This is a genomic window from Listeria rocourtiae subsp. hofi (genome assembly GCF_963575615.1).
Lineage (GTDB): Bacteria > Bacillota > Bacilli > Lactobacillales > Listeriaceae > Listeria_A > Listeria_A hofi.
Genome location: NZ_CAUYTL010000041.1, coordinates 1 through 26,002, shown reverse-complemented (window position 1 = coordinate 26,002; position 26,002 = coordinate 1). Strand labels below are relative to the sequence as shown.

The following is a 26,002-nucleotide window of genomic DNA, read 5'->3' as shown; positions in this document are numbered from 1 at the left end:
GAATTACTAGATGCGAAACTAGCGGCTGAAGCAGAAGAGCAAGCACGTCAAAATGAGGCTAATCAATCAGTAAATGACTTATTTAAAGACAATGACCCAACAAAAGACATCAAAGAAACAACAACACAAAGAGACATTAACGAAGCCCAAGCAAAAGTAGACAAAGTAACCGATGCAACAATTAAAGAAGAACTACAAAAAGCAATTGATAAAGCCCAAGAATTACTAGATGCGAAACTAGCGGCTGAAGCAGAAGAGCAAGCACGTCAAAATGAGGCTAATCAATCAGTAAATGATTTATTTAAAGACAATGACCCAACAAAAGACATCAAAGAAACAACAACACAAAGAGACATTAACGAAGCCCAGGCAAAAGTAGACAAAGTAACCGATGCAACAATTAAAGAAGAACTACAAAAGGAAATCGATAAAGCCCAAGAACAACTAGATAACCAAACAGCAACAATTGAAAAACCACACGTAAACAGTGTGACAAACAATGATACCGTCGTAACAGGAACAGGGAAACCAGGACTTATCGTTACAGTAAACAACGGAACAACAAGCTACACAAGTACAGTAGCAGCAAACGGCACATTCACTGTGACCATTCCACAACAAAAAGCAGACACGATTTTAACAGTAACCCAAAAAAATGCGTCGACAACAAGTGAAACAGTAAACATCAAAGTAACCAACTACATGCCAACTGAAAAAGTAACATTAAACCCAGTAGGGCCATTCCAACAAGCCATTACAGGAAAAGCACCAGCAGGAACGAAAAGCGTCCGTCTTATAGTCAACGGAGTCCCACAACGCTTAGTAACACCAGAAGCAGACGGTAGCTTTAGTATTTATAGCCGTTTTGTAACGGATGGAACGAACGCAAATTTGCGCTTACAAGCAGGTGATATTGTAGCAGTAGATTACGGTATTCGTACGCCAGCCAATCTTGTAGCCACAACGATTGTTAACAAAGAACATGTCAAACCAGTAGTGCACGATATTAAAGCGAATGCAGATTATGTAACAGGATTCGCCCCAGTAGGTACCCAAGTATTACGTCTTGTAGTCAACGGAATCCCACAAAGAACCATCACACCACAAGCAAACATTGAAACAGTGGTTGCAGGTGGCATTGCATCTGATGGAAAATTCAAAATCTACAGCCGTTTCATTAAAGATGAAAATGGTATTAACCGCAAACTACAAGCCGGAGACAAAGTAATTATCGATTCTGGCGTTCAAATTCCAGGCGACACAGGAACAACAGTAACAGTAACAGAATAAAATTTCAAGACGCTTATGATTCTGCCTTAAAACTAGGCAGAATCAGCGTTATAATGCAATGGATTAAATCCAATATTTTTTTTACCAAAAAAGACAAAAAGTCCATAGAAAATAAAGGAGTAAACACATGAAAAAAGTCACAATCCTAATGTTAATCCTGACTCTGGCCATGGCATTAACAGCTTGTACCAAGGCCAAAGAAATAAACAAGCCAGACTGGAAAGCCCAAACAATTAACGGAGTCAAAGTAAACATAAAAAAAGTAAACATCACAAAAGCAACAGATGGCGATGAAAAAGGAAAAAACATCTTACAAATCACATTAGTTGGTAAAAATACATCCCCAGACGCTAAGCCAATCGACGCCTTTTTAATGACAATCACCAACAAAGAAGGAAAAAGACTTGCGAACTATCCATCCACAAACATTGGCGCCACACTTCATCCCGGTGAACAACTAACAGGAGACGCCTTTTATGTTTTAGAAGGAAGCGCACCACTGAAAGCAACTTACCAAGACCCAGATCGACCTAAAGAAAAAGCAAGCTGGAAAATAGACGACCTGACAGGCGACAAATAAAGATGGCAAATCAAAATATTTCATGGACAACCATTGGTCTTTTTATAAAAAAGTTTGCTCTTATAATTGCTCTATTTGGCTGCTTAGGCGCATTAGCTAGTTATTTCTACGTTAGTTATTACAGTCAACCTGTCTATAAATCTTCCACAGAACTACTCGTCAATCAAAAACTAGACGAACAAGGCGGACGAATGGACGTTCAAAGCAATCAGCAACTCGTTAACACCTACTCCGTCGTTTTAAAAAGCAACAAAATATTAAATCAAGTAATCGAAAAACAAGATTTAGATATTTCTAGTGAGACGTTAAAAAGCCGTATCAAAGTTGATAATCAAAATAATTCACAAGTCATCGCGGTATCTGTAACAGCTAGCAGCCCAGAAGAAGCCGCAGACATTACACACGGAATCGTGAAATCCTTCCAACGAGAAGTAAGGTATATCATGGGTGTCACTAACGTATCAGTACTGTCCGAAGCTAGCTCCGAAGCCAGCTTATTACCAATCCAACCAAATAAAACAACTAACATTACCCTAGGTCTTTTTATAGGTTTATTAGTAGGAATGTTGCTATCTCTTATATTGTCTCAACTAAATATCAAAATCAAGGGTATCTACGACATAGAGCGCCTGACAGACGTACCAATCCTGGCTCAAATTCCAATAGAACGAGGTGACAAACGTGAAAAAGCGTAAACGTCTATTACTTAATCATGAGAAAACATCGCCCATCTTAGAGGAATTTCGAATATTGCGAACAAACATTCATTTAATAGCAAAAAAAAGAAATATGCAAACGATTTTAATTACATCAACCAATGCCCAAGAAGGAAAATCAACCATTACGGCTAATTTAGCAGGCATGATGGGAGAGCAAGACTTGCGCATATTAATTATTGATGCTGATCTTCGCTTACCATCTCAACATCATGTTTTACAGCAAGATAATTATATGGGATTAACCGATATTTTACGTGAAAGTATCCATACAATCGATGTAATTCAGCCAACTAGTTTGCGAGGCGTAGACATCATTACAGCAGGAGCATCACCGTACAATCCATCCGAATTACTTTCCCGCGAAGTATGGACAGAGCTGTTAGAAAGTATGAAGAAGAACTATGACTATATATTAGTAGATGCCCCACCAGCACCGATTGTAGATAGCCAAATAATCGCATCAAAAGTTGATGGAACAATTCTTATTGTAGAGGAAAACAAAACTAAAGCACCTGAATTTAGTCGTTCATTAGATATGCTAACCAAAATGGATGCTTACATGCTCGGAATTATCCTTAACAAAACCAAAAAGAGAAAATCCGACGCATACTACTATAACAAAAAGTAAAGGAGATAATGCATGTTTGACGATACGAAAGCCAACAGTCACTATTTTTTAAAACTATTACTAGATAGAGAATACACACCAAGATTCGAAAACCACACATACCAATTAATAAAACAAAAAACCGTTCTAATCACCGGCGCAGGAGGCTCTATTGGATCGGAAATTTGTCGGCAGCTAATCAAATATGAACCCGCTAAAATGATTCTCGTTGGTCATGGTGAAAATAGTATTTATAAAATTTATCAAGAATTGATGTACAAATCTAACGTCTCCATTGATACGCATATTGTCGAAATTCAAAACCAAGAACGTGTAGACAAGCTATTTGCAGAAACAAAACCAGATTACGTATTTCACGTTGCCGCACATAAACACGTACCACTAATGGAAAAAAATCCACATAGCGCAGTCGAGAATAACTTGATAGGAACAATGAATCTCGCAGAAGCAAGCGGCCGCAATTATGTTCGTAACTTTATCTTAGTTTCCACAGATAAAGCTGTAAACCCATATAGTGTCATGGGAGCAAGCAAAAAGTTAGCTGAAAAAAGCTTACTTCACTTCCAAGAAAAATATATCACAAAATACGCAACAGTTCGCTTTGGCAACGTGCTCGACAGTCGTGGTAGCGTTATCCCGCTCTTTATGGAACAAATTCTTGCAGGCAAGCCAATCACAATCACACACCCCGAGATGACACGTTATTTCATGTCCATCGAAGAAGCCGCAGAACTAGTTATTGAAGCCAATCCGTACATTAACGGTGGTGAAATTTTCATTTTAAAAATGGGCAAACCCGTAAAAATCACACAAATCGCCGAACGCCTCATTAACAAATTCGGTAAAAGAGATATAGCTATTGAATTCACAGGCATTCGCGCTGGAGAAAAACTACACGAAGAACTTTTAGAAGCATCAGAAAAAGAAGGACTGCTCACAGTAGATAAAATGCTCGTAGGCCAAGCAAGTTCGTTTGATTTCACCAGTATTAAAGAGCTGATTCTTCTATACAAAAATATGAATGAACAAGAAATAAAACAACAATTATTAGAGATTACGAATCAAAAAAATGCAATGGAAGTAGGATAAGAAAATGCACTTAAAAACACGGATTGAGAAAAAAGAAGCAGTAGTAGGCGTCATTGGTCTAGGCTATGTTGGATTACCACTAGCTATGGAATTCGCTAAAACAAGAATGAAAGTTATCGGTTTCGATATTTCAATACCTAAAGTCAATCAATTAAATCGAGGCCAATCGTATATTATGGATGTCCCAAATGATGAAGTAGAAGATATGGTCGCAAAAGGCTATTTTCACGCCACAACGGATTTTGAACTTCTAAGAGTCGTTGATGCAATCTCTATCTGCGTACCAACACCATTGACAAAATCGCAAGAACCGGACATGTCTTACATCGTTTCAGCAATCGCGCAAATTCGCCAATATTTAAAAAAAGGTGCGCTTATAACACTTGAAAGTACCACCTATCCAGGAACGACCGAAGAACTAATTGCAGGTACTTTAAAAGAAGATGGTTTAGTAGTTGGAGAAGATTACTTTTTATGTTATTCACCAGAACGAGTAGATCCAGGAAACACGGCATTCCACACGAAAAATACACCTAAAGTAATCGGCGGTACAACACCTCAATGCTCTGAAATAGGACATCTTTTATATAGCCAAGTCATCGAACATATGCATGTCGTTGGCTCAACTAAATCAGCAGAAATGACAAAATTGCTTGAAAATACTTTTCGTAGCGTGAATATTGCTTTTATTAATGAAATGGCACTTTTATGTGATGCGCTAGGTATGGACATTTGGGAAGTTGTAGATGCCGCAGCAACAAAACCATTTGGATTTATGAAATTCACGCCAGGACCAGGAATTGGAGGACACTGTATTCCTCTTGACCCAATGTACCTTTCTTGGAAGGCGAAAGAATCTAATTTTTACAGCAGGTTCATTGATTTAGCACAAGAAACAAATAAAAAAATGCCTGAAAAAGTGATTCAAAAAGTCACGGAAGTATTAAATGTACACGAGAAGTCTGTCAATCGTTCGAATATATTGATTGTTGGTATGGCATACAAGGCGAATATCGATGACGTTCGCGAATCGCCAGCACTAGATGTTTATGATTTACTGATTCAAAGTGGGGCCCAAACAAGCTATATTGATCCCCATGTTACAAGCTTTATAGATCGGGCAGGAAATAAAGTATACAGCGATGACATGGCTTTAGACAATCTTGAAAAATATGATCTCGTATTGTTATTAACGAATCATGAAGCATTTGATTTAGCTAATTTATTAGAAAAAGCCCCCCTTATTTTAGATACACGTGATGCGTTTAAAGGGACTTCAGCAAGTCATGTGTACCGAATTGGAACAGGTATGAGTCCGCAAAAAGGTGTTTTAAACTAGAAGTGAAGCGCTCATTTATGTGTAATTTTCGCAAACTTTTCACGGGAAATGTCATCGCGCAGCTATTCCTTTTTGGAATTTCCCCTGCCCTATCACGCATCTACACCTCAGAGCAATTCGGTCTATACGCATTTTACACAAGTGCGCTGGGCGTTTTATTAGTCGTATCTACTTTTGCCTTTGAAAAGATTATACTGCTGCTAGAAAACAGTAAAACCGTTTTGAATCTCTGTTTTATCATTGTTGCATGCTGGTTTGTAGGAGGAAGTAGTCTCTATTTCTTCACCGATTTCTCGCCTTTTGCTTTTATTGGTGAGACGAATAAATTAGTTATCTTTTTATTTGGTGCTGGTTTATTTGCTGCTTCTGTACAACAATTTCTCACGTATGAAATGATGCGTCAAAACCGGTATGACGTTTTGTCTCAATTAAAAATATATCAGGCATTTGGCAATGGTGGCTCACAATTAGGGCTTGCCAAAATAGGCTTTCCGTCTATTGGCCTGATTGCTGGAGACGCGATTGGCCGAATAATTGGCGCCATATACGTATTCACAATTTATTTAAAAAGTGGCAGTAAACAAAAACAACAAGATACTATCTGGAACACTATCAAAAACTATCATCAATATCCCTTGTTTTGCACACCGTCCTTACTATTCAACAGTTTGGCGTTGCAAGCACCGACTTTCTTTTTCATGATGACTTTGGGAGCAGACGATACCGGTTTGTTTTCATTCACGCAAAAAATGGTGGCCGTTCCAATCGCTTTATTTACAATGACGCTCAGTCAAGTATTTTACGGACATGCTAGTCATTTAGCGAAAAAAAAGGATTTGCAATTACAGAATTTCTTTCAAAAAATGGTACGAAAAGCGTTTCTGGTTGCGGTAATTCCAATGCTGCTGTTCGGCTTGTTTGCACCTACTATTTTCAGTATTGTTTTCGGAGAGGAATGGCGAGTTGCCGGGGAACTTGCACAAATTATGACACCACTTTTCATAGCTCAACTAACGATTGTTCCAGTTTCTCAAATTTTATATATTACCACACAGCAACGTGTCCAGTTTTTCTGGGACATTGGTCGATTTTTAGCGCTTACGATAGGGTTTTTGCTATTAGAAGGCGCGCCATTGAAGGAAATGGTGCTGTTTTATTGCATAGTAATGACTGTGAGTTACGCCGTGCTGTATCTTTTAGGAACTCAAATTTTAGCTAGGAAGGGAACAAAATCCATTGAAGGTCTCTAAATTATATGTAACAAGTTTAGTTATCACATACATTATCGGTTTGAAATGGGGATATACCAGCTTTATATCACCTAGTTTTGCCTATTTTGGCTATATTAACTTAAACCCAGAGATTTGGCCACAGGTTATTTCCTTTCTTTTGGCTATCACGCCATTAATTTATGTGGAGAACGATGTCAAAAAGCCGTCGCAAGTCGTTTTTTGGTTGCTGTATACGATGGTTGCTATTCCGGCTGTCATTATTCCTGATTATGTTCGGATTCAACCTCTAGACCAAATTTTATGGTTGAAAATCGCTATTTTGATTGCATTATTTATGATTTATAGTGTGAGTTATATACATCCGCTTGCCGTCACATTTATTGAAATGCAGCCTAGGACGATGTTTATTGGGATTTTGTTTGTCTGGCTCATTCAATGGGGCATTATTTTGCGAACATTTGGGTTGCAATTGCATTTTACGCAAGCAGATGACGTCTATGATTTACGAGAACAATATCGCTCACAGGTCAACCGTTTTTCAGGCTATGCGATTAACTGGCAATCGAAAATCATCCACACATTCATGATTGTTTGGGGTGTTTTAAATCGCAATAAAACCTTGATTATGCTAGGTATCATTGGGCAACTATTCATTTTTTCGATTACGGGGCATAAAAGTATTTTGCTCTCTGCTGTTTTTATCTTTGGGCTACTTTTTTGCCTAAGGAAAGATGGCCAAGGTTTTGCCAGTGTATTTTTACTTGGGCTAAATCTGCTCATGTACACAACTTTTTTATTGGATACGTGGTTAGAAACGACGGAATTCACCTCTATTTTTGTGCGCCGTATGCTGGCAACACCAGGGCTTTTACTCAGTTACTATTTTGATTTTTTCAGTGTCAATGAACAAGTACACCTATCTCACAGCATTTTTTCGTTTTTTTTAAGCTATCCTTATGAAAAACTTCCTGCCTTCCTAATTGGTGATTACTATTTCAACAGACCAGATCTTGCAGCGAACGCGAATTTGTGGGCAGATGCTTATGCCAATTTTGGTTACTTCGGTATTGTTGTATTTACTTTGTTATTATGTGCTGTACTTTACTTGTATGACAGTATTTCCACAAAACATTCATTGCGGTTTAGCGCGCTTTTGATGGCAATGCCTACTTGGAGTTTAGTAGATACATCTTTTATTACAGCGATTTTGACACACGGTATTTTGCTAGCATTTTTACTAAATTATTTAATAGATTCTCAAGGAAAGGTTGATTTTTTTGAAAAAAGTGCTGGTTATCAGTAGTGTGCATCCTTGGAACGACACGCGTATTTTCCATCGTCAAGTGCAATCTCTCGTTAAGTTAGGCTATCAGGTTCATTTGGTAGCAGTTGAAGCAAATGCTGAATGTCAGAAGGATACGGCATTTTTAAAGTATACGTTGCTCAAAAAGAAAAAAATAATGATGCGATGGCAACATTTCCGCCGGATTTTAAAAGCTATTAAACAAGAAAAACCGGCGCTCATTCACTTGCATGATCCAGAATTGCTACTTTTAGTTCCGAAAATCCAAAAAATCACTAAAGCAAAGATTATTTTCGACATGCACGAAGATTTCCCCGCAGCTTTAGCTAGTAAGAAAATTTTTAATTTTGCCATTCCTAAAACATGGATTGAGACAATTAAACGTTATGAAAAAAAGGCTTTACAGCAAATTGATGGCTTAATTTATGCAGAAAAATACTATAAAGAATTGTATCAGTTGCAGGAGACGAAACAAGTAGATATTTTAAACTATCCGCATTTGATTGACGTGAAAACAACGGATAAATTCGTGCCGTTTACGTTTATTTATGCGGGTGCCATTCATGAAATTCGTGGTTTTAAAGAAATGTTGCAACTGATTCGACGATTGCACGTCAAAGAATACGATGTCCAACTGATTTTAATTGGTAAAATACCACAACATTTAGAGGTGTATGCTAATCAATTTTTACAAAAGCATCATTTAGAAAATCAAGTTTTGCTCAAAGGAAGACTTGATTACAGTGAGGTGCAAAACTATTACGAGCGTAGTCATCTAGGATTGGCATTGTTGCATTCAGAGCCGAATTACTTACGTTCGCTTCCTACTAAACTATTCGAATATATGGCGTATCAGCTCCCTTTTTTAGCATCAGACTTTCCTGATTGGGCAGCGATGATTTATGAAAGCCAAAGCGGACTGGTGGTACCTCATCATGATATGGATATAATCGAAAATGAAGCTGAGCAATTGATCCAAAATTCGATTAAAAGAAAAATTCTTGCGCATAATGGCTATTTAGCACACAACCGTCATTTTAATTGGCAAAACGAAGAGCGAAAACTAGCCCAATTTTATCAAGCGGTACTAGGGGAGGCATAAATGAAAGTTATATATATACATCAATATTATCAAGAGAAACAAGGCGCGACGAGATCTTACCACTTTAGCCGAAAATTGCGAGAGGAAGGTCACGATGTCAGCATTTTAACAGGATTAGATAAGACGCGAACCCGGCAAGATGGCGTTCAAATTGTATCGACACAAACAAAATACTCGCAAAAAATGACGTTTATGCAAAGAATCATCGCATTTGCTCATTTCGTTTTATGTAGTATATTCTATGGATTAAAAGAAAAGAAACCCGACGTTATTTTAGCAAGCTCTACGCCGCTTACAGTAGGGATTATTGGTGTGGTTTTAAGCAAATTAAAGCGGTGCCCTTTCGTGTTTGAAGTACGAGACGTGTGGCCGGATATTCCTATTGAACTTGGTATTATTCGCAAAAAATGGCTTGTGGCACTTTTGAAAATACTAGAGCGGTGGATTTATAAACATGCGGCGCACATTATTGTACTTTCTGAGCCAATGAAACAAAACTTACTGCAAAAAAAAATTCCTGCCCATAAGGTAACGGTTATTGAAAATCTTGCTGATATAAGGCTAGCACAGCAAATGGAGCAACAAGATTTGAACAATCCAGAATTGGAGCATTTTTTGAAAACACATTTTGTTGTAGCACACCCAGGTACGATGGGGCTTGTTAATGGAGTTCATTATTTTGCTGAAATCGCAGAAGAAGCTGCGCAACACGGCATTGCCTTTTTGCTAATTGGAGACGGCTCCGAAAAAAAACAACTCATGGAAACGATTTGCGAGCAACAATTAACGAATATTAAAGTATTAAACATGCGAAGTAAGGAAGAGATTTATCGCATATTACATCATGTCGATATTGGCGCGCTGACTGTCATTGATTGTCCGATTTTATGGGATAACAGCGCTAATAAATTTTTCGATTATTTAGCTATCGGTTTGCCGGTCGTTTTAAATTATCAAGGCTGGCAACATCAAGCATTGACTAATTTTCAAGCTGGAAAAGGTTTTTTGCATCACGATAAAGCAGGTCTCATTCATTATTTAAAAACATTAAAAAATGACACAAAACTTTACCAAAAGCAACGAGAAAACGCTAAATTACTCGGTCAAAAATATTCAGTAAATAGTCAATTTCGGAAATTTTTGATGGTATTGGAGGAGAGTAGCTAGATGACCAAAAGACTATTAGATATTATATTCTCACTACTCTTACTTACCGTGAGTATCCTCCCCATTTTTCTAAGTATCTGTATTTTTTATCTACTTTACCGCGAAAACCCTTTTTATATTAGCTGTCGCGCTGGTAAAGATGGGCATGCCTTCAAAATTTATAAATTAAAAAGTATGCGCTCCGTTTCCTCAAGCCAAACAAGCGATGCCCAAAGAATCACACGGTGGGGGATTTTTATTCGGAAAATAAGTTTGGACGAACTACCACAATTTTGGAATGTTTTAAAAGGGGACATGAGTATGGTTGGTCCGCGCCCGTTATTGCTAGAGTACAACAATTTGTACACTAAAAACCAGCGCAAACGGCTTGATGTCAGACCAGGAATTACAGGGCTAGCACAAGTGAAAGGACGTAATTTGCTAAGTTGGAAGAAAAAATTTCGATACGATCAGTTTTATGTAAGCAAACAGACACTCTATTTTGATGCCTGGATTATCATGCGGACAATACAAAAAGTATGGAAACAAGAGGGTATTTCCCAGCAAAATTACGTAACAATGGAAAATTTTACAGATTATCAAACATCAAGGAGAGAAATAGTATGAAACAATATTTATTATCCCCCCCGCACATGTCTGGTCAGGAGCAAAGTTACATTGATCAAGCGTTTGAATCTAATTGGATTGCTCCATTCGGGCCTAACCTAGTGCAGTTTGAAAAGAATTTAGCAGCATACCATGGCGTCACAGATTGCTTAGCTACCTCTTCCGGTACAAGTGCAATTCATTTAGCATTGCGATTATTAGAAGTGGGAAGCGGAGACACTGTTTTCTGTTCTAGTTTTACGTTCATCGCAAGCATTAATCCAGCAGTATATTTGGGTGCACAACCAGTTTTTATTGACAGCGAATCGCTTACATGGGGGATGTGTCCAGACGCCTTAGAATATGCTTTGGAAGAAGCTAAACAAGAAGGAAAACTACCAAAAGCGATTATCGTCGTGCATTTGTATGGGCAAAGTGCACAAATCGAGAAATTAGTAGCAATTGCTCAAACATATAACGTTCCGATTATAGAAGATGCTGCGGAGTCTTTAGGAGCGGAGTATAAAGGCCAAAAGCTAGGGACATTTGGTGAATTCGGCATTTTTTCATTCAACGGTAACAAGATTATAACGACTTCGGGAGGCGGCGCGCTGATTGGCAAATCCGCGGCATCCATTGGAAAAGCACGTTTTTTAAGCACACAAGCAAAAGAAAACAAGCCGTATTACTATCATAAAGAAATCGGCTATAACTACCGAATGAGTAATGTTTTAGCGGGCATCGGCATTGCTCAATTGGACGTTCTTCAAGAGCGAATTCAGAAAAAAAGAGCGATTTTCGAACAATATCAGCAAAATTTTCAAGATGTCGCATTTATGCCAGAAATCGCATCGAGTTTTGGAAATCGTTGGCTGACGACATTTACTTTGCAAAGGGGCGTTCAAGACCAGCAAGTTCAGCATCTAGCCGAAAAAGGGATTGAAGTGAGAAGATTGTGGAAGCCGCTACATACGCAACCGGTTTTTACAGACGTTCCATTTTATAAGCGTGAAGAAAAAGCAGTGTCGGTGCATCTGTATGAGAACGGAATGTGCTTACCATCGGGAACGATAATGACAACAGAGGATGTGGACTGGATTTCAGATCAATTACGAAAGGAGTTATTCAACTGAACACTTACTATCACTCATTGTATTATTTTTTAGACAAAGAATTTTTATCCACACAAGAAGCGATTAATCATTTAGGAATCTCTAAGCAAGGGTTTTATTCACTCGTGGAACGCGGAAAAATAACAAGAGTACGAAAAGGCTCTGCAGTGCTATATTTTAGGCGTGAAATAGAGAAGCAACGCAAAGAAAGAAGGCAGAACCGATATAGAACGTAATATGAAAGAAGAGGATGGGACAAACCCCCATGTCAGCTTCCGCTGACACCAATCATAATGAAAAAAGCTATCGACCTACAACTGTTTTTCTATCATAATAGAGATAGAGGAGTAAGTTGTAGGTCGATGGCTTATTGAGGTTCTCCAAAACCTCGCGGGACAAACTGAACCGTCATGCTCATTTGCACCATTCATTATGCTTTCAAGCATGCGTATAAAATAAAGATTTTCTATGAACATGATAACTTATTCCTCTACTAATTTGCAAGGAGGAATTTAGTATGGATATACTTGTGGATAGTTGTGCAGGCATCGATATTTACCAAAAGATAATGGTAGCTTGTGTCTTAAAGACCCCCTCCAAAGGAACACGACCAAAAAAATTTATAAAAAGCTTCGCTTCTACAACCAGTGGGTTACTACAAATGCATGATTGGCTAAAAAGTCATCACTGTACCGTTGTTTCCATGGAAAGCACAGGTGTTTATTGGAAACCCGTCTGGCATATTCTACAAGATGATTTCGAGTTGATTCTCGCTAATCCACGTATGATTAAAAATGTCCCTGGCAGAAAAACGGATATGAAAGATGCGGAGTGGATTGCTAAACTCACTCGTGTCGGCTTGGTCCCACCTAGTTTTGTTCCGCCGGAACCTATTCAAGATTTACGTGATCTTACGCGCCACCGAAAACATCTGACAGAAGACTTAACCAAAGAGAAAAATCGAGCACATAAAGTGTTACAACATGCAGGTATCAAGCTAACCACTTATATACGTGATATTTATGGTGCATCTGGTAGAAATCTTTTGGACTCTATTGTAAATGGGAAGTCCTAACACCAGAAAAAGTAGAAAAATTAGTGTATACTTCACTGAAGAAAAAAGTACCTGATTTAATAGAAGCTCTTCAAGGGTTTGTGCGAAAACATCATCGATTTCTTTTACGCATACACCTGGATAAGATTGATTTCATTACGGAACAAATAAATACCATAGAAAAAGCAATCCATGATGCATTAGTACCTCATGACGAAATAGTAGTTACTTTAGACGAAATCCCTGGAATTAACGTGACGATGGCTTCTGTCATTTTAGCTGAAATCGGGTTGGATATGTCCGTCTTTCCATCTTCGAAACATTTGTCTTCATGGGCAGGCCTCTCACCTGGTAATCATGAAAGCGCAGGGAAAAATTATAATGCGCGTATTCGCAAAGGGAATGCGTATTTAAAGAAGGTTCTGACACAAGCAGCGCTTGCTCTTAGTCGTGGAAAGAATAATCGTATCAAAGCTTTTTTCTGGCGCATTGTTAAATATAAAGGTTCTAAAAAAGCAATTATTGCCACCGCACATTTATTACTTCGCATTATTTATCGATTATTAACAGATAACTCCCGCTATATTGAATTTAGAGAACATTACTTAGAACAGAAAGGAGCTTTACTAAAACCCTTATAGCCAAAATAATAAGAGATATTTGAAATTCTTTCTGTTTGTGATACATAAGGGCGTAAGCTTTTTTTGCATTTTTACGGAAAGTTTTCGTATAAAATTGCCACGGAAAATCAATTTACCTGGCATTGTGTCATTTTTCAACGACCTACAGATACGCGGTGCTTCCTTCCCTTTTTATCTTCGTTTGAAAAGCAATTAGGAGGCCTTCCAGACTACATCGTCGCAGACGCTGGTTATGGTGGAGAAAAGAATTATAAATACCTATTAGAGGAAAACGATAGCCTGCCTATCATGCCTTATACTGTGAAGGCTCTTTTGGGGTTCACTCGTTTCCGTTTACGAGGGCTTCCAAAAGTAGCGACCGAAGCCAATCTCTACTTCATGGCTAATAATATGCGGAAACTGGCACGCCTCGCGTGCCCAAAAGGAAAAAATACGTATCAAAAATCTGAAATTAGATTCTTAATACGTACTTTTCATTTGTTGTTTGAAGAAGATGTGTTGCCAAAGAGGTTATTACTGAATTTTTAGTAGTCCCTCAGTGGTAACTTGGTACTTGTTAGTTCCTTGTGCTTTGTAAGTAATGTTTTTGTTTGTTAATTTTAGGTGGTTGCCCGCTTCTTGATGCATCACAGTGATTGTATAGCCTGGCTTTAAAGTCATGTCAAACGCTCTTGGTATTAGAGACGAACCTCCAAAAAAGTCTCTCGAAAAGGTTTGATTTCCATTTTCATCCTGAATTAAAATGGATGCATAAGACATGTTTTTGATATACGGATTTAGTATAACTCCATTTACTTTGAATTTAGCAATACCTTTTTCAAGGTCAATCAGCAGGGTAGCAAATTCAGAATCTCCCAAACCGCTCATTTGTAAGTTAAATTGTTTTCCTTTTAGAGAATTTGTTTGGATCAATCCGTTTGTAGTGACTTCATAGATATTTATTTGGTGTGTAGTGTGTGATTGAGTTGTTGTTGGATTTGTTAATTTCAGTCTATTATTTGCTTCTTGGTGTATCACATTAATTGTATAGCCGTTTTTTAATGTAACGTCTTTTATTTCTTTTGGCACCCATCCACGCCCAACAAAGTTCTTCTCATAAACTTGATTACCTTTTTCATCGTAGATTAGAATAGCTGCATAGGCTTTATTGGGGAAATACCAATGTGGTTCCGCATTATTTTGTTGAATGGTAGCTTTGCCTTTATCAAGATCGATTTTCATAGTAGCAAATTCAGCGTCGCTTAAGCCGTTCATTTGGAAGTTGAACTGTTTTCCTTTTAAGAAACTGCCTTGCTCAGATTCTTCAGGAAGTTCAACTGGTGTTTCATCTTTGACAAATTTAGTCGCGAATGAGCCTCCCTCGATTTTACCAACTTCTTTATTTTTAAAGGTATTGCCGAAGTTTTTGTTGTTAGAGTCGATTGTTTTCAAATTATTAGGTTTGAAAATGCTAAATTTAGATTCGAAATTTTTAGCGTAGGTATTATGTGGAGCAGAAGCGTTTGTAGCTCCTTTTTTCCAAGTTGCTAATCCAGTGTTCGAATTCATATCAATAGAAGCTATTACGGTATTTGGGTTGGGTAAAGCTACGGAATAAGCATCAAATGGATCTTTTGTACGGAAAATATCTGTTGTTGTACTTTGAATGCTAAAATTTGCTCCTTTTTCGATGTTTACACTTTTCCCAATTTGTAATGTTTCGGCACTAGAAGAAGCTTTTAATGTTGCTTGTGATTTCACTGTTAAATTATTTGTAGCCACTGCTGTCTTACCGTTTAATTGTGTATCACTACCAGCATTTAGAATCATAGAACCACTAGCGAGTCCTACAGCATGACCTTGTTTCGCATCGATGTGAAGTTGACCATTGTTGGTTAGTACTGGAGAGTACTCCAGGATAGAATCAATAGCGCTACCACGCGTAGAGGTTAGATTTATGTTAGCCCCTTTTTCAATTGTGAAGGAACTATGTGGTTGAATAGCTGTATACATTGATTTTAGGTTAACTTTTGCATTACTTTTAGCAATAATATGGTTTCCACTGATATAGCCAGTATCAAAATCATCCTTCACTTCATACGGTGCAGAAATCGTCCCTTCTAAGTTAATTTTTGATAAGCCACCTTTAATTAATTTGCTGCTATCAAGTTGAGAAACATCTTTAAAGTAGAACGTTATTTCAGGACTAAACGTATTAAACGCCCCTCCATATAGGTCTGTGTTCTTAATTTTTAAATTTTCAAAGCGTACGTTTAGGTTTGTTGTATCAGTAACTTTTGGGTAGTGACGAGACGAAGTGCTATTTTCAATCAGTGCACTTTTACCATTGAAATCTAAAGTATGTCCATTACCATAAATATTCACATCCGAGCGTAGCTTATATTGATAGGCTTTAGCTAGCTTAATATCTTTATTAAGATAAATATCTTTAATTGTAATGTCAAGCATGGCCCATAGGAATTCGGGTTGTGTATTTACAAGAGCAACTCCTGGTGCTGGTTGATGCGGCTTAATATAGTCAATCCCTTCTTTTATTTCTGGACTCACTATAGCTTGCGGTGTACTTGGGATTGCAAATAGGATACCTACTGCAATCAACGGAACTGAAACTTTCTTTAAAACATTATTCATTTTTACTGACATGTGTGTGCTCCCTTTTCTATGTTTTTTTTGTAGTTAAGACAGGTGTGTCTTATTCCCTTTTTAATCTATTGGTGATAAATTCCTCTGAAATCGATGTTTTCCTCCTCTCTAATTTCAAATTTCAGTTGTATTCGGAAAATGAATCACTTTATTAGTTTATAACGGATGCACAACACAAGATAGTGTGTAAAATAGTCTTTCTGCAATTGGCTTCTCAAGTAATAAGGCTATTTGTTACCGAAATTGCAATGGAGTATATTGAAAGGTAGTTAGGAACGAGCTTTTTTTTGTTCACAGCTGTGTCGGATTTTTGTCTTGTAATTTTATCCATCATTATGCTAGTTAGTCATACAAAAGACATATGCGCAAGTGGAGTGATACGCGTATTCGTACGCCAGCAAATCTTGTAGCCACAACGATTGTTAACAAAGAACATGTCAAACCAGTAGTGCACGATATTAAAGCGAATGCAGGTTATGTAACAGGATTCGCCCCAGTAGGTACCCAAGTATTACGTCTTGTAGTCAACGGAATCCCACAAAGAACCATCACACCACAAGCAAACATTGAAACAGTGGTTGCAGGTGGCATTGCATCTGATGGCAAATTCAAAATCTACAGCCGTTTCATTAAAGATGAAAATGGTATTAACCGCAAACTACAAGCCGGAGACAAAGTAATTATCGATTTTGGCGTTCAAATTCCAGGCGACACAGGAACAACAGTAACAGTTATCCAATAAATCCATTTTTAATCTACAAAATAGCGATAAAAAATCCTGTATTTCGATTTTTTATCGCTATTTCTATTTAATAACCACAGTTATCATGTAAAAAATCAATATCCTGAATAACCAGTTTACCGTCATCATTATAAGTAATAACATTTTGTTTCTGTAATTCAGACATAACATAAGAAACACGTGTCCTACTTACATTTGCCATGGTAGACAAAATTTCGTGTGTTATATATTTTGGCATACTATACGTATTATCCCAAGGATTTATCCCCCTAAAATTATACATAATAGATAGAATGTAATATATTTTTTGCTGCAAGTTAAGACCTAACATTCTAGCGGCAGAATCTTTCCAGAACAGCTCACGTTGAATATTCTTGAAAAACAATTCATTTTTACTCTCCTCAGGATAGGAGTCGAGAGTAGATAATGGAATTTTAAGGCCACTCACATTCCCCAACGTCGTATATTCAAAGTAATCATCAAAATAAAAAATATTAGGAAACAGTCCAATAATGGATTTGTGCGTATAAAAATTATCATAAAGCATCTTACCTAATGGTGAAATGTGATATTTAAGAATAACACCCTCAGAAATTAGAAATGCGTACTTATCTAAATCAGGCTTAAAAATACTAGGTCCCTCAAAGAAAAATGGTTGTACATCTGCATGGTTAGAAGCGTAGTTTGAAAAATCGGAATTAACTCTAAACAGTTCTTTATGGAATTGTATAAAGTTCATTTTTACTACCCCCTTTAAAATATTAGCCTTTGATATTAACCAACGTTTCACATAATATCGTTTAAAATAATGTTAATCTGAATAATTCTCATTACACAGACAATATTATTCTGCGCCGTAGTTATTCTTGAATAAAAAGATTCTGTTCTTTCTTCACGATTGTTTTCTCATGTTTTAAGTCATCTAAAGCTTTTTTTACTGTCGCAGGAGTGGCTTGGCAACATTTCGCTAACAATAAACTGTTGACGCGCTTTGGAACTAAATAGCCATCTGGAAGCTTCTTTGAAAAACGCTTCATCACATCGAGTACGCGCTCGCGAATATTTTTTGTCAGCATATATGAAAATTGAAAGAACTCCTCTTGCTGCCGCTTATTGTAGTCGATTAAAAAATCAGGAAAAAATGGTTCTTTTGAAATTTCGTCTAGAACAGAACGTGCATCGAATAACTCTATTTCGACGTCCCCTATTGCTAAATATTCATATTGATTTTGTTGGAAAACATTATGGAAGATAATATCGTTTGTTGACCATATCGCATTAACATTCATTTTACATATCTCTGGATTGTTCACTTGTTGCAACAATACCCCTTTTGTGACATGAATAATCTTCTCTTTGTCTGATATGTTGAGAGATTGGTAACTTTTTAATTTTTGTAGTTGACAGATGTCGGGATGCCAAGTGTCGAGATTTGTCATTTCAAGTAGTGACATTAATAGGTTGGGCTGCTTAATCAATAAGCCGTGTACATGTAAAAAATCCATTTACTTATACTCCTTTCGCTTCCGTTTGGTTGTCTATTCGGATGACGTATTGGCATTTCATAGCGCAATCACTTTTTCACAGTAACATAGACTACAAGGCAAATCTGTAACATATGTTACGCGAAAAATTAACTAGTAAAACCTATATATTATAGTAGTTTTAGTTTTTTAAAAGGTTCTTTTTGGGGCTTTTTTTATGTAAAGAAGCAATGTTCTTCTATTTTTTGCGCAGTGTAACTTTTGTTACAAACTAATAATTATAGTCATGGTATTCTCTTTTAGGGGGAAGGGAAAGCCAAGAATTCACAAGAAGAAACAACATCGAAATCATCAATAATTATTTTTCAACAACGGCATAACATCCTTTGATGAATATAAAGTACAATACCCTAATTTATCTTAATTTGGTCCAAGGCACTAAAATTTGTTAGCTTACAAAAAGGCAACAGGAGTATTTTATTTTGTAGATATAGATTAAAAGATAAATGGTGTTGCCAAGTGTGGAGCTAAAAACGATGTAACATATGTTACATCGTGAAATTAGGTTTATATATATACTAGTAATTGAGACAGGCAATCACGAGTTACTAAATCCAAAAATCAGGAGGAAATGAATGAAGAAAAATTTTAAAAAAGTTGTCGCAATGATGTTACTGTGTGTACTAGTTATTAATCAATTATCGATGCAGCTAGTTGCATCAGCAGCAGGCGGATACAATTGGGGAAATCAATTTGTTACCAGTGTTCAACTTACGGATGGTAATGGTAAACCTATTGAATCTGTCCCTACAAATAAAAATTTCAAAATTAGATATGAGTTTAGTATTCCTAATGATATAGATGTTGATGAAGGCGATAAAATGGAGGTTACACTTCCTAAAGAACTTCAAACGGCACCGAATGACTTGATGTACTTTAATGATAGCAATAGGGAAGTTGTTGCGATTGGACAAAGAACGGATCCAGGTGATCAGCAGTACACTGTTACGTTTACAGACTATCCAGAAAGAAAATCCAATGTCAAAGGATATTTCGAATTTCATGTTAAATTCTCAAATGATATTACTCCAGGCGATGAGATTGAAATCGAGTTTGATCTTCCAGAAGGAACTGTAGTAGTACCGATTACACCGGAAGAACCAAGTGGTGGTGGATCAAATCCTGAAGGTCCTGTTCAAGGTGATTATATTGTCAAAAGTGGGAACTATATACAATCAGAGCAGATGATTAGATGGACAGTCTATATTATCCCACCGTTGTTACCTAATCCGGAATTCCCTGTTCTATATGAGTCTATGAATAATGTACGAGTATATGACGAAATAGGACCAGGACAAGAGTTTGCCGGATTTATGAATGAGGATGAAGTAGGAGTAGCAAGAACGTACAATGATAAAGGCCTGGTTGGTATAGTTCATGGTATACCTTGGCAAACAAAGATAGAGAACTATAATGCCGAAAAAGGTACATTCGAAATGGATTTAGGCAATATTGATGATGGTCTGGGAAGAAAAATTTATTATAACACTAAAATCACTGATCCAGATCAATTAGAATTCACTAATAAGGCTAAAATAGTATCGACAGAAAGAACTGAAGATACAGAGAGTATCGTTAGAGTTGAAGGTGGATCAGGTGGAGCGGAAGGCGATAGTGCCGGATTCACAGTTAAGAAGCAAGATGAAGCCGGTAATGCGCTAGAAGGAGCAGAATTTACCCTACACCGGATTTCAAATGGTACGAAGAAAATAATCAAAGAAGGTATTAAATCAGATGAAAACGGAATAATCAGACATGGTGAAACTTTAAAATTTGGTGAATATGAACTTGAAGAAACGGCTGCACCAGAAGGGTATAAATTACTGGAAGGACCATATAAATTTAGATTAAGCAGTAAAGGTACCGTACCTTTAGAAATTCCAATTATTAATGAACTTGAAGAAACACCAGTAGGTTCAGTAGAATTAATCAAGTATGATGAAGACGACGAAAGCAAGGGATTAGAAGGAGCAGAGTTTGCCCTATACGAAGGCCAACCAGCAGAAGGAAAAACACCAATCAGCACACATTTAACATCAGCATCAGGTGTTATCCTAGTTAACAATTTAGAATTCGGAGATTACTACTTTGTCGAAACAAAAGCACCAGCAGGTTATGAGTTAGACACGACACCAAGAACGTTCACCATTGGAGAAAATCAAGTAACGGTACCATTCGAGTTAGGTGTTGCGAACAAAGCCATTCCAACACCAGTAGGATCAGTGGAACTAATTAAATATGATGAAACAGATGAAAGCCAAGTTTTAGCAGATGCAGAGTTTGACCTATTCCAAGGCACACCAGGATCAGGGACACTCGTGAGTAGCCACGTAACACCAGCATCTGGTAAGTTCCAAGTGAACAACTTAGAATTCGGAGATTACTATTTTGTCGAAACAAAAGCACCAGCAGGTTATGAGTTAGACACGACACCAAGAACATTTACTATTGGAGAAAATCAAGTAACAGTACCATTTGAGTTGAAAGTTGCGAACAAAGCAACGATTGAGCCACTTGGTAGCGTAGAATTTACCAAAGTAGACGCAGACACACAAAACCCATTGGCAGGAGCAGAGTTCACGCTATATGAGGGAACATCTAGTGCACCAGGGAACCAAGTAGGCGTGTATACCAGTGCGGCTACCACTGGTAAAGTAACCGTAAATGATTTACCGTACGGCAACTATCATTTTGTCGAAACCAAAGCGCCAAATGGTGGTTACATTCTAGACGGTAAGCCGATTGATTTTGAAATTGTAAGTGATACAACCGTTTTAGAGTTAGACAATGTCACGAATCAGCGTGATTATAAACCGCAAATTGAAACACTTGCTTTTGAAACAGGAACAAACAACAAGGTGTTATACCCAGGTATGGCCACGCAAATCAGCGACCGTGTGACTTATGAGCAATTAACACCAGGTAAAAACTATCGTTTAGAAGCGAAACTGATGACAAAAGATGGGCAAACGGTGTTAACGCAAGGGTCGACAACATTCACAGCGACAACAGAGAATGGCGAAGAAGTCGTGGCATTAGAAGGATTTGACGCACGTGCATTGAAAGGGCAACAAGTCGTGGTATTTGAGCGTCTGATCGATACAGCAACAAATGCAGTTGTAGCAACCCATGAAGACTTAAACGATGCCGATCAAACGGTATCTTTCGTGATACCAAGTTTACAAACATTTGCATTTGAAACGAGCACAGGATTACAACATGATATTCATCCGCACCAAAACGTGGCACTGAGCGACCGCGTTGTCTATACCAACCTAAATCCAGGTGAGCGTTACACATTAGAAGCAACATTGGTAGACAAATTAACGGGCAACATCGTATTTACACAAGGAACGCATGAATTCATCCCGACAACAGCAGCTGGAGAAGTGACGGTACCACTGAAACCTTTAGATGCGACAGACTTAAAAGGTAATTCGTATGTGGTCTTTGAAGTGTTGAAAGATGAGTCAGGACAAGTGATGGCTGAGCACACGGATAAAGATAGTTTGACACAAACCGTATCCTTCATCGAGCCAAGCATTGGAACGGTGGCACGTGATAAAGAAACGGGCGAAAGCAATGTACATGCAGGACCAATCACGATTGTCGATGAAGTGCAATACCAAAACCTAGACATAACGCAAACCTATGACATCGAAGGCATTTTGATGGACAAAGCAACGAATCAACCACTACTTGTAGACGGCCAAACGGTAACAGCGACGAAATCGTTTAGTCCAGCGAATACGGATGGCACGGAAGAAATCGAATTTACAGTAGACGCATCGCAACTCAAAGGAAAAGACATCGTTGTGTTTGAAACATTGAAATTAAACGGCGCAGTCGTAGCCGTTCACCAAGATATTCATGATGCGAAACAAACGATTCAAGTGGTAGATCCAGCGATTGGTACCACATTGCGCGACGAAGAAACAGCAACACAAACGCCAAGTCCAGAAGAGGAAGTCACATTAGTAGACGTTGTAAACTACGAAAACCTCATTCCAGGTCGTGAGTACACGGTCAAAGGAATCTTGATGGACAAAGCAACAGAAGCACCACTCGTGATTGACGGCGAGCAAGTAGAAGCAGAAACGACTTTCACAGCAGAAACAGCAAATGGCGAAGTAGAAGTAACGTTCACATTTAACGCCAAAGGTTTAGCCGGACAAGACATCGTAGCTTTCGAGACCATGTACCAAAATGGTAGAGAAGTAGCGGCACACACGGATATCAATGATGCAAACCAAACGGTTACGTTCAAAACACCAGAAATCGGTACAACAGCAACCGACCAAAACGGTGAAAAAGAACTGAATGCAGACAGCGAAGTAACCATCATTGACGTAGTAGCGTACAAAGATTTAATCGCAGGTAAAGAATACACGCTACAAGGCATGTTAATGGATAAAGCAACCAACGCGCCAGTGCTTGTAAAAGGGGAAGAAGTACGCGGTGAAACAACTTTCACACCAGAAGAGACAGACGGTTCTGTCGAAGTAGCGTTCACATTTGACGCAAGCGATCTATACGGCAAAGATATCGTTGTATTTGAGAAATTAATGCGTAACGGGAAAGAAGTAGTGAATCACGAAGACATCAACGACGAAGGCCAAACGGTTACGATTAAAACACCAGAAATCGGTACCACATTACGTGACGTAGAAACAGGCACGCAAAGCCCAAGCCCCGAAGAAGAAATCAGCCTTGTTGATACGGTTCGTTATGAAAATCTTACGCCAGGTCGTGAGTACACCGTCCAAGGAATTTTGATGGACAAAGCTACAGAAGCACCATTATTAGTTGACGGTGAGCAAGTCGAAGCAGAAACCACTTTCACCCCAGAAGCAGCGAATGGTGAAGTAGAGGTAACGTTCATATTTAACGCCAAAGGGTTAGCAGGGCAAGAAGTCGTAGCATTTGAGCGTCTATATACCGACAACAAAGAAGTAGCCGTGCATACAGACATTAATGATGCAGACCAAACCGTGAAATTCACGAAACCAGACCTAAAAACCATTGCAACAGATCAAAATGGTGACAAAGAAATCATGCCAGAAGAAAAAGTAAGCATTATTGATAAGGTATATTATGAAGACTTAATCGTTGGAAAAGAATATACTGTCACAGGAAAACTAATGGACAAAGCAACAGGGAAGCCAGTCGTATCAAATGGTAAAGAAGTGCTAGGCGAAACAACCTTCACACCAGAAGAATCAAATGGTGTTGTGGAAGTAACCTTCGACTTAGATGCACGTGAGCTAGCTGGAAAAGAAGTTGTTGTCTTTGAGAAATTATTCCGCAATGGGAAAGAAGTTGTGGTCCATGAAGATATTAACGACTTAGACCAAACGGTTCGCTTTATCAAACAGCCAGACCCAGAAAATCCAGGTCAACCGGAAAAACCAGAACAACCACAGCAGCCAGTAGCACCAGGACAACCACAACAACCACAAAATTCATCTAAGTCAGATACTAGCTCAAACAAATTAGAGGAGAATAATGAAGCAGATCAAGCTGAAGAACGCCTATCTATTAAGAGTTTATTACCAAAAACAGGAGACAATTTCTCCTTGCTGACAATCTTATTTGGAAGCTTACTAGTAGCATTTGGATTTATCGTATTTCTTCGCAAAAGACAACAAAATCGGTAAGAAATAACGAAATAAAAGTTAAAAAGAAAAGGATAGATCAAAGGTTGAATGCAAAATCAGCCAATAATCTATCCTTTTTTGATAGCAACGACTATTTAGTGCTGAACTCGTAAGATGACGAAGAACGGGTATATCATGTATTAACGGATTGACCTATGTATGGACGCAAAAAGATAAATGGGTGTATGTCATTACATTTTTAGATGTCTTTACCCGAAAGGTCCTTCATTTTGGCGTTGGAAAACAAATGGATAGCGAGGATGGGACAAAAGTTGATTAGTATCAACAGATGTCTGATCCTTTTTTAGATAGAAATAAGTACACAAAAATAGCACGCTTTGTTAAAATTAAAGTATCAACCAAAACCCAACAAAGGAGTGCTATTTACGTATATCGATTGTAACATGGACCAATTAATTCTTCCAATGGATTTAGAAACAATGATTCCTGAAAGTCATGTGTCACGCATGGTTCATCAACAGGTAGAGGCAATACTAGAAATAGATATTCAAAATTGGCAAACGGCAGAAGGCCGTCCAAGTTATCACCCAAAGATGATGCTCAAAGTCATTCTCTATGCGTGACCTCCGGTCGGAAAATAGCGTCTATGACGCAAGAAAACATTCCGATGATGCGGTTAGCAGGGCAACAAGCACCAAGTTATCGAACGATTAATCGTGCCTGAATTTCGCCACATTTTGGTAGGTTGTTAAAAAATATGTTTATTTCTTTTCATACCCTTTGCGCTAAAACAACAACTTATTTCAGGTGAAAAAATATATGTAGATGGCACAAAGATAGAAGCAAACGCCAATAAATATAGCTTTGTTTGGCGAAAATCATCGGAACGGTTCCATGCAAGTCTACAAGAAAAAATCGGCATCCTTTACGAAGATATGAAGCGCCAAGTCGCATTAGATATGGAGAAAGAGGAGAAAGAAAATTTTTCAATCGTGCAATTGGAGCAATTAGATCAAGTGCTTTCTGAAACGATTGAAGCCATTGATACCAGACTCGCAGAGGCTGATAGTGTAGAACAAAAATCCTTAAAACAAGAGAAGCGGATGTGGATCAAACAACAAAAACAAGTACAACGCGATTATTTACCTAGGCTACAAAAGTATCAGATGCATTTTCAACAATTTGGTAATCGAAATAGCTTTTCTAAAACAGATAGAGATGCGACCTTCCTGCGAATGAAAGAAGATCACATGCGAAATGGACAGTTAAAAGCAGGGTATAATGTTCAAATTGCCACGGAAAATAAATTTACCTTGCATTGTGCCATTTTTCAACGACCTAGAGATAAGCGGTGTTTCCTTCCCTTTCTATCTTCGTTTGAAAAGCAATTAGGAGGCCTTCCAGATTACATCGTCGCAGACGCTGGTTATGGCGGAGAAGAGAATTATAAATACCTATGTCCAAGAAATTGATATCACATCAATCCATATAGCGAATTTAACTTGGACATGAACAAAAGAATGGATTTTGGAATGGCGGGTTTGTCAAGAAAAGTGTGTAATTAAGAAATAGAAATGTAATGTGACACACGGTCCTTGAGAGAATCCAAAACAA

At 37.9% G+C, this 26,002-nt stretch carries 23 protein-coding genes; 20 read left to right on the top strand and 3 right to left on the bottom strand.

The features are described from left to right. The 16 genes from R8925_RS14030 to R8925_RS13955 form a co-directional block, all read left to right on the top strand. Positions 1–1,290 (top strand): toxin Cry1Ac domain D-VI-related protein (locus R8925_RS14030; RefSeq protein WP_430536417.1); only part of this gene is annotated, 1,290 nt, incomplete at its 5' end. A 127-nt stretch (positions 1,291–1,417) separates the two neighbouring features. Then, positions 1,418–1,870 (top strand): hypothetical protein, encoded by a 453-nt coding sequence (locus tag R8925_RS14025; protein ID WP_430536416.1) that lies wholly within the window; start codon positions 1,418–1,420, stop codon positions 1,868–1,870. A 2-nt stretch (positions 1,871–1,872) separates the two neighbouring features. Then, positions 1,873–2,565: a YveK family protein gene (locus R8925_RS14020; protein WP_430536415.1), complete on the top strand. Its 693-nt coding sequence runs from the start codon at positions 1,873–1,875 to the stop codon at positions 2,563–2,565. Beyond that, the gene (locus R8925_RS14015) at positions 2,552–3,217 is read left to right on the top strand and encodes a CpsD/CapB family tyrosine-protein kinase (RefSeq protein ID WP_430536414.1); all 666 of its coding nucleotides are present in this window, start codon (positions 2,552–2,554) and stop codon (positions 3,215–3,217) included. Before R8925_RS14020 ends, R8925_RS14015 begins: the two co-directional genes overlap by 14 nt. Positions 3,218–3,229: 12 nt before the next feature. Further along, the gene (locus tag R8925_RS14010; RefSeq protein WP_430536413.1) at positions 3,230–4,306 is read left to right on the top strand and encodes a UDP-N-acetylglucosamine 4,6-dehydratase family protein; all 1,077 of its coding nucleotides are present in this window, start codon (positions 3,230–3,232) and stop codon (positions 4,304–4,306) included. Positions 4,307–4,310: 4 nt separating this feature from the next. After that, positions 4,311–5,645, top strand: a complete 1,335-nt coding sequence (locus tag R8925_RS14005) for a nucleotide sugar dehydrogenase (RefSeq protein WP_430536412.1) — start codon at positions 4,311–4,313, stop codon at positions 5,643–5,645. 2 nt (positions 5,646–5,647) lie between these two features. Then, on the top strand, positions 5,648–6,895 hold the full coding sequence (locus R8925_RS14000) for a lipopolysaccharide biosynthesis protein (protein WP_430536411.1): 1,248 nt from the start codon (positions 5,648–5,650) through the stop codon (positions 6,893–6,895). Beyond that, a complete protein-coding gene (locus R8925_RS13995; RefSeq protein WP_430536410.1) occupies positions 6,882–8,180 on the top strand; it encodes a hypothetical protein in 1,299 nt (432 codons plus the stop codon). Before R8925_RS14000 ends, R8925_RS13995 begins: the two co-directional genes overlap by 14 nt. Further along, a complete protein-coding gene (locus R8925_RS13990; RefSeq protein ID WP_430536418.1) occupies positions 8,164–9,282 on the top strand; it encodes a glycosyltransferase in 1,119 nt (372 codons plus the stop codon). Before R8925_RS13995 ends, R8925_RS13990 begins: the two co-directional genes overlap by 17 nt. Further along, positions 9,283–10,449 carry a glycosyltransferase family 4 protein gene (locus tag R8925_RS13985; RefSeq protein ID WP_430536409.1) on the top strand — a complete coding sequence of 389 codons (1,167 nt, stop codon included), beginning with the start codon at positions 9,283–9,285 and terminating at the stop codon, positions 10,447–10,449. After that, entirely contained in the window at positions 10,450–11,055 is a 606-nt protein-coding gene (locus R8925_RS13980) for a sugar transferase (RefSeq protein ID WP_430536408.1), read from the top strand. It begins immediately after the preceding gene. Then, positions 11,052–12,167 (top strand): aminotransferase class I/II-fold pyridoxal phosphate-dependent enzyme, encoded by a 1,116-nt coding sequence (locus R8925_RS13975; RefSeq protein ID WP_430536407.1) that lies wholly within the window; start codon positions 11,052–11,054, stop codon positions 12,165–12,167. Before R8925_RS13980 ends, R8925_RS13975 begins: the two co-directional genes overlap by 4 nt. Next, positions 12,086–12,382 carry a helix-turn-helix domain-containing protein gene (locus R8925_RS13970; RefSeq protein WP_430536406.1) on the top strand — a complete coding sequence of 99 codons (297 nt, stop codon included), beginning with the start codon at positions 12,086–12,088 and terminating at the stop codon, positions 12,380–12,382. Before R8925_RS13975 ends, R8925_RS13970 begins: the two co-directional genes overlap by 82 nt. Before the next feature lie 281 nt (positions 12,383–12,663). Next, a complete protein-coding gene (locus R8925_RS13965; protein ID WP_430536405.1) occupies positions 12,664–13,221 on the top strand; it encodes an IS110 family RNA-guided transposase in 558 nt (185 codons plus the stop codon). Positions 13,222–13,244: 23 nt separating this feature from the next. Then, positions 13,245–13,841 (top strand): IS110 family RNA-guided transposase, encoded by a 597-nt coding sequence (locus R8925_RS13960; protein WP_430539452.1) that lies wholly within the window; start codon positions 13,245–13,247, stop codon positions 13,839–13,841. A gap of 63 nt (positions 13,842–13,904) precedes the next feature. Continuing rightward, complete coding sequence (locus R8925_RS13955) at positions 13,905–14,369, top strand: hypothetical protein (RefSeq protein ID WP_430536404.1); 465 nt, start codon at positions 13,905–13,907, stop codon at positions 14,367–14,369. Here R8925_RS13955 and R8925_RS13950 read toward each other — a convergent pair. After that, on the bottom strand, positions 14,355–16,484 hold the full coding sequence (locus R8925_RS13950) for a putative mucin/carbohydrate-binding domain-containing protein (RefSeq protein ID WP_430536403.1): 2,130 nt from the start codon (positions 16,482–16,484) through the stop codon (positions 14,355–14,357). The two genes, R8925_RS13955 and R8925_RS13950, sit on opposite strands and share 15 nt — an antisense overlap. 361 nt (positions 16,485–16,845) lie before the next feature. Between R8925_RS13950 and R8925_RS13945 the strand changes: the two genes are divergently transcribed. Next, positions 16,846–17,226: a hypothetical protein gene (locus R8925_RS13945; RefSeq protein WP_430536402.1), complete on the top strand. Its 381-nt coding sequence runs from the start codon at positions 16,846–16,848 to the stop codon at positions 17,224–17,226. Positions 17,227–17,293: 67 nt separating this feature from the next. On the opposite strand, the gene R8925_RS13940 is transcribed toward R8925_RS13945, so the two are convergent. Both R8925_RS13940 and R8925_RS13935 read right to left on the bottom strand, forming a co-directional pair. Next, the gene (locus R8925_RS13940) at positions 17,294–17,965 is read right to left on the bottom strand and encodes a Crp/Fnr family transcriptional regulator (RefSeq protein WP_430536401.1); all 672 of its coding nucleotides are present in this window, start codon (positions 17,963–17,965) and stop codon (positions 17,294–17,296) included. A gap of 121 nt (positions 17,966–18,086) precedes the next feature. Further along, positions 18,087–18,731: a hypothetical protein gene (locus R8925_RS13935; RefSeq protein WP_430536400.1), complete on the bottom strand. Its 645-nt coding sequence runs from the start codon at positions 18,729–18,731 to the stop codon at positions 18,087–18,089. Between the two features lie 614 nt (positions 18,732–19,345). On the opposite strand from R8925_RS13935, the gene R8925_RS13930 reads away from it, so the two are divergent. From R8925_RS13930 to R8925_RS13920, 3 genes are all read left to right on the top strand, one after another. After that, positions 19,346–24,427, top strand: a complete 5,082-nt coding sequence (locus R8925_RS13930) for a VaFE repeat-containing surface-anchored protein (protein WP_430536399.1) — start codon at positions 19,346–19,348, stop codon at positions 24,425–24,427. Positions 24,428–24,852: 425 nt separating this feature from the next. Further along, positions 24,853–25,011 (top strand): transposase, encoded by a 159-nt coding sequence (locus R8925_RS13925; protein WP_430536398.1) that lies wholly within the window; start codon positions 24,853–24,855, stop codon positions 25,009–25,011. Positions 25,012–25,323: 312 nt separating this feature from the next. Further along, complete coding sequence (locus tag R8925_RS13920) at positions 25,324–25,860, top strand: transposase (RefSeq protein ID WP_430536397.1); 537 nt, start codon at positions 25,324–25,326, stop codon at positions 25,858–25,860. The last annotated feature ends 142 nt before the right edge of the window (positions 25,861–26,002 follow it).

Coding starts and splice junctions, on each gene's coding strand:
- R8925_RS13925 (WP_430536398.1), top strand. CDS start 24,853: ATGGATTTAGAAACAATGATTCCTGAAAGTCATGTGTCACGCATGGTT.
- R8925_RS13980 (WP_430536408.1), top strand. CDS start 10,450: ATGACCAAAAGACTATTAGATATTATATTCTCACTACTCTTACTTACC.
- R8925_RS14010 (WP_430536413.1), top strand. CDS start 3,230: ATGTTTGACGATACGAAAGCCAACAGTCACTATTTTTTAAAACTATTA.
- R8925_RS13945 (WP_430536402.1), top strand. CDS start 16,846: ATGCGCAAGTGGAGTGATACGCGTATTCGTACGCCAGCAAATCTTGTA.
- R8925_RS13930 (WP_430536399.1), top strand. CDS start 19,346: ATGAAGAAAAATTTTAAAAAAGTTGTCGCAATGATGTTACTGTGTGTA.
- R8925_RS13985 (WP_430536409.1), top strand. CDS start 9,283: ATGAAAGTTATATATATACATCAATATTATCAAGAGAAACAAGGCGCG.
- R8925_RS13920 (WP_430536397.1), top strand. CDS start 25,324: ATGAAGCGCCAAGTCGCATTAGATATGGAGAAAGAGGAGAAAGAAAAT.
- R8925_RS13965 (WP_430536405.1), top strand. CDS start 12,664: ATGGATATACTTGTGGATAGTTGTGCAGGCATCGATATTTACCAAAAG.
- R8925_RS13935 (WP_430536400.1), bottom strand. CDS start 18,731: ATGGATTTTTTACATGTACACGGCTTATTGATTAAGCAGCCCAACCTA.
- R8925_RS13940 (WP_430536401.1), bottom strand. CDS start 17,965: ATGAACTTTATACAATTCCATAAAGAACTGTTTAGAGTTAATTCCGAT.
- R8925_RS14020 (WP_430536415.1), top strand. CDS start 1,873: ATGGCAAATCAAAATATTTCATGGACAACCATTGGTCTTTTTATAAAA.
- R8925_RS13950 (WP_430536403.1), bottom strand. CDS start 16,484: ATGTCAGTAAAAATGAATAATGTTTTAAAGAAAGTTTCAGTTCCGTTG.
- R8925_RS13975 (WP_430536407.1), top strand. CDS start 11,052: ATGAAACAATATTTATTATCCCCCCCGCACATGTCTGGTCAGGAGCAA.
- R8925_RS14025 (WP_430536416.1), top strand. CDS start 1,418: ATGAAAAAAGTCACAATCCTAATGTTAATCCTGACTCTGGCCATGGCA.
- R8925_RS14005 (WP_430536412.1), top strand. CDS start 4,311: ATGCACTTAAAAACACGGATTGAGAAAAAAGAAGCAGTAGTAGGCGTC.